Source organism: Halobacteriovorax sp., from assembly GCF_041587335.1.
In the GTDB taxonomy this organism is placed as follows: Bacteria; Bdellovibrionota; Bacteriovoracia; order Bacteriovoracales; family Bacteriovoracaceae; genus Halobacteriovorax.
The window spans coordinates 1-4267 of sequence record NZ_JBFGYP010000186.1 but is presented as its reverse complement, the minus strand read 5'-3'; the positions used below and the strand labels follow the sequence as shown (position 1 = coordinate 4267).

The 4267-nt window shown below is 35.4% G+C and carries 4 protein-coding genes and 1 pseudogene; all 5 read right to left on the bottom strand.

Features of this window, described 5'->3' with window-relative positions:
* Positions 1-846 (bottom strand): annotated as a pseudogene (locus tag ABX784_RS15775) (imidazolonepropionase); the annotation flags it as partial.
* Between the two features lie 10 nt (positions 847-856).
* Positions 857-2404 carry a histidine ammonia-lyase gene (gene hutH, locus ABX784_RS15770; protein ID WP_372656025.1) on the bottom strand — a complete coding sequence of 516 codons (1548 nt, stop codon included), beginning with the start codon at positions 2402-2404 and terminating at the stop codon, positions 857-859.
* Positions 2405-2406: 2 nt separating this feature from the next.
* Positions 2407-3054 (bottom strand): ribulose-phosphate 3-epimerase, encoded by a 648-nt coding sequence (rpe, locus tag ABX784_RS15765; RefSeq protein WP_372656024.1) that lies wholly within the window; start codon positions 3052-3054, stop codon positions 2407-2409.
* Between the two features lie 9 nt (positions 3055-3063).
* The gene (fmt, locus tag ABX784_RS15760) at positions 3064-4005 is read right to left on the bottom strand and encodes a methionyl-tRNA formyltransferase (RefSeq protein WP_372656023.1); all 942 of its coding nucleotides are present in this window, start codon (positions 4003-4005) and stop codon (positions 3064-3066) included.
* Position 4006: 1 nt separating this feature from the next.
* Positions 4007-4267 (bottom strand): peptide deformylase (locus tag ABX784_RS15755; RefSeq protein WP_372656022.1); only part of this gene is annotated, 261 nt, incomplete at its 5' end.

The window sequence follows — 4267 nt, the reverse complement described above, 5'->3', positions numbered from 1 at the left end:
TCCATCGGCTTGTGTACATAGAAGGTGATCAGTACTAATCGCATTGTTTTTAACAGCTAAAATCGCACCCTTATTATCTTTGAACTCATCAGCATGGCTTTTAACTGGGATATTTAGGAAAGAAGCAACGTCAAAAAGTTGTTGCGTATCTATTTCATCAAAGTAGCCTTCTTCATGAAAAATATCTACAGTGTCGATAATTCCAATTTCAGATAGTTCTTTAAGAAGAGGGATTACTACCTGGTTTATATAGTCATTAGAAGAGTTAAACTCTTTAGGCACAGCGTGAGCTGCCATAAAGGTATTTATAATTTGAACTTGACCTTCAAAGTGATCTTTAAGTCTATCAATGACTAAAGAGCATTCTTTTTCTTTTTCATAATTAAGTCCATAACCACTCTTGATCTCTATAGTACCAACACCATAAGAGTAAATTCTCTCAATTCTTTTAACAGCAAGTTCAAATAATTCTTCTGAATCTGCAAGGTTTGTAGCATTCATTGTAGAAAGGATTCCACCACCAGCGTTTGCTATTTCTTGATAGTCAGCTCCATTCAACCTCATAGAGTATTCAGATGATCTATCTCCACCAAAAACAAGGTGAGTGTGTGAATCAACAAGCTCAGGAAGTAGAGTCTTACCTTCAAAATATTCTGCAGGAACAGATAAGTATTCACCAGGAATATCATCATCTTTACCAACCCAAACTATCTCTTCACTATCGAAAACGATTGAAGCATTTTCTATAACAGATAGATCCTCAGGGCTTAAGCTTCTACCATCTTTTTGATGGGCCTTAGATAGTGTAACAACTTGAGAGAATTTTCTAAAAGCTTTAAGACTCATTGCTAAGTTCCTAGTTTATTTTTTCTACATGTGCACTTGCTGCATCAACAATTTCATTTGAAGAAATTAATTTCTTAATATTATCCATATCTTTATAAAAAATTCTATCATCTTCAATTGGTGGAACATGCTTACGAACTAATGTATGTACGGCCTCTAATGCATTCGAAGACTTTAATGGTCTTTGGAAATCTAAGGCCTGTGTATTACAAAGAAGCTCAATTCCAAGAACAGTTTTAGCGTTATCAATAACTTCTAGTAGTTTTCTTCCTGAAGTAACACCCATTGAAACATGGTCTTCTTTATCAGTAGAAGTAGGAACACTATCTACTGAAGCTGGGTGGCATAGATATTTATTTTCTGATGTTAAGGCCGCTGCAGTTACGTGTGCAATCATAAGACCTGAATTTAATCCAGAGTTCTTAGTTAAGAAAGCTGGCAAGTCAGAAAAACTAGGGTTCATCATCTTTTCAATTCTTCTTTCACAAATATTACAGATCTCTGCAACGCCCATTGCTAAATAGTCCATAACTAGTGCTAGAGCTTCACCGTGAAAGTTACCACCACTCACAACTTGATCTTCTTCTAAGAAAATTAAAGGATTATCTGTAACAGAATTTAGTTCAATAGATATAACTTCTCTAGCGTGCTTAAGAGTTTGTCTACAAGCACCGTGCACCTGTGGAACACATCTTAAAGAATAAGGATCCTGTACTTTTCCACAATTGTCATGTGAGTCTTTTATTTCTGAACCTGCAAGTAAGACGTTTAGGTTTTGGCATGCATCTATTTGTCCAGGGTGAGGCTTAAGGCCTGTGATCCCTTCATAGTAGGCCTTAGAAGTTCCACGAACACCGTCAAGTGTTAGGGCCGCGCTTATATCGGCAATTTTCATGATGTTTGTAGCTTCTACTACTGCACAAGCACCAATCGCTGCCATAACAGCTGTTCCATTGATCAGGGCCAGTCCATCTTTTGGACCAAGTACAGCTGGCTTTCTTCCTATTTGGTCAATTGCAAAGTTTGAGTTTGAATGTTTTCCATCATAAATAACTTCACCTTCTCCAATTAGAGCTAGAGCGATATGAGAAAGAGGAGCTAAGTCTCCTGATGCTCCAACTGAACCTTTTTCTGGGACAATTGGATTTATATCGAAATTAATAAAATCTAAAATTAATTGAACAATTTCTGGTTGAATTCCAGAGTATCCAGAAATAAGACAGTTTGCTCTTAAGATCATTATTGCACGAGTAATTTCTCGAGAAAAAGGATTTCCTGTACCTGTACAGTGAGATCTAATTAAATTCAGTTGGAGGGTTGCAAGTTCCTCTTTCTTTATGTGCATACTAGATAGTGCACCAAAACCAGTGTTTATACCGTAAACGGGTTCACCTTTTTCAACAATGTTATGAACATAGGCGCGAGATTCTTTCATTCTCTCTAGGGCCTTCTCACAGATACTAACTGAAACTTTTCCAGGCTTTGAAAAAGCAATATGGTGTACTTGTTCTATTGTTAATGAATGACCATTAAAAATGATGTTTTCAACGTTAGACATTATTATCTCCTTAAACTTTCTATTTTATTTTTATAAGTTAGTGGTCCATCTTTAAAAATATATGAACCAGCAACTAAGTTATTAGCACCAGACTCTTGGAGCTTTTTGGCATTTTTATTGCTTACGCCACCATCAACTTGAATCATTAAGTTTGGATAGTTGGTTTTTAATTTGTTGAAGTATTCAACTCTTGCATAGCTTTCTTCAATAAATGACTGCCCACCAAAACCAGGCTCAACAGACATTATTAAAATAAGATCTAACTCTTTTAGCATTTCATCAGTGACTGCTGTTAAAGGTGTTTTAGGCTTAAGAGAGATTCCTACACTAGGATATATTTTCTTTGCCTTCTTAATTAGCTCAAGAGTCTTTTCTGTGGATTCAATATGAAATGTAAAATTATGTATATTGAAATCTTTAAATGTATCTATAAAGAACTCTGGGTTGCTCACCATGAAGTGGGCGTCCAGAGGAATTTCTGTTTTTTTCGATATTAATTTAACGATAGGATGACCAAAGGTTAGATTTGGTACGAAGTGTGAATCCATAATATCTAAGTGAAACCAAGTGTCTTTAAAGTCTTTAAAGCATTCGAGCTCAGCTTCAATATTGAGAAAGTCACAGGCAAGTAAGCTAGGTGAAATTATCATTTGCGGCCTCTAATTTATTTGAAATTCTTTTGTTGAGTTTTTCATTCCATTTATAAGTGAAGAATCACTTGCTCTTTTCTTACCTTCTATTTGAACATCTGTAAGTCTAAGTGTTCCATCCTTACAGCCAATGAGTAAGTTTCCATCACTTGTGTCACAATTTCCAAGAGATGTTTTTTTGAGTGATTTTTCAACAGCAAAAACTTTAAGTCTTTTTCCATTTAACTTACACCAGGTTCCTGGCCAAGGAATCAGTGCTCTAACTTGATTATGTATTTCGTCACAAGTTTTGTTACTAAAGTCTAAGAAACCATCCTCTTTTTTTAGAGTTGGAGCAAAGGTCGCCAGCTCGTGATTTTGAGGTATGTAGGTAATAGTATTATCAATAAGCTCGTATATTAAAGTATTTAAGCTTAGTGCAGCTTGGAACTTTAATCGAGTGTAGAGTTGTCCGCCAGTTTCGTTGTCGTCAATTTTCATTGGAAATGAGTGGACTAAGTCCCCAGCATCCATTGCTTTAACCATTCTCTGGATACTTACACCACTTTCTTTATCACCGTTTAAAAGAGCATACTGAATTGGAGCAGCTCCTCTGTACTTAGGTAGAAGAGAAGTATGGATATTAAAGCAACCAATCTTTGGAAGAGTTAATATCTTTGATCCTAGGAATTGAGCAAAAGCTAATACAATAATAGCGTCTATTTTCTCATTTTTAATTTTGTTTAAGAATTCTTCTTCTCTATTTATATTCTCAGTTTGAATAAGAGATATTCTGTTTTCTTTAGCAAAAGTTGCTACAGGTGGGGACTGAAGTTTTTGTCCCCTTCCGGCAGGTCTGTCAGGCATTGTTATTACATGTGACAGGTTAATATGTGGATGATTGAATAGCATCTCTAATGCAGGAACAGAAAAGTCTGGCGTTCCACAAAAAATTACATTCATCTTCTTCATATTAAAGACCTTCTTTCTTTTTCTTTTTTAAGAATTTTTTCTTTAAGAGATTTTGCTTGAGCATGCTAAGTCTTTCTAGGAATACAATCCCTTCAAGATGGTCATTTTCATGCTGAATACAAATTGATAGTAGTTCTTCTGCATTTATAGATTGTTTTTCACCATACATGTCTTGATAGTCGACAGTGATTGACTCAAATCTTTTAACTTCTTCATAAATTCCTGGAACACTAAGGCATCCTTCTTCGTAAAGAACTTCACC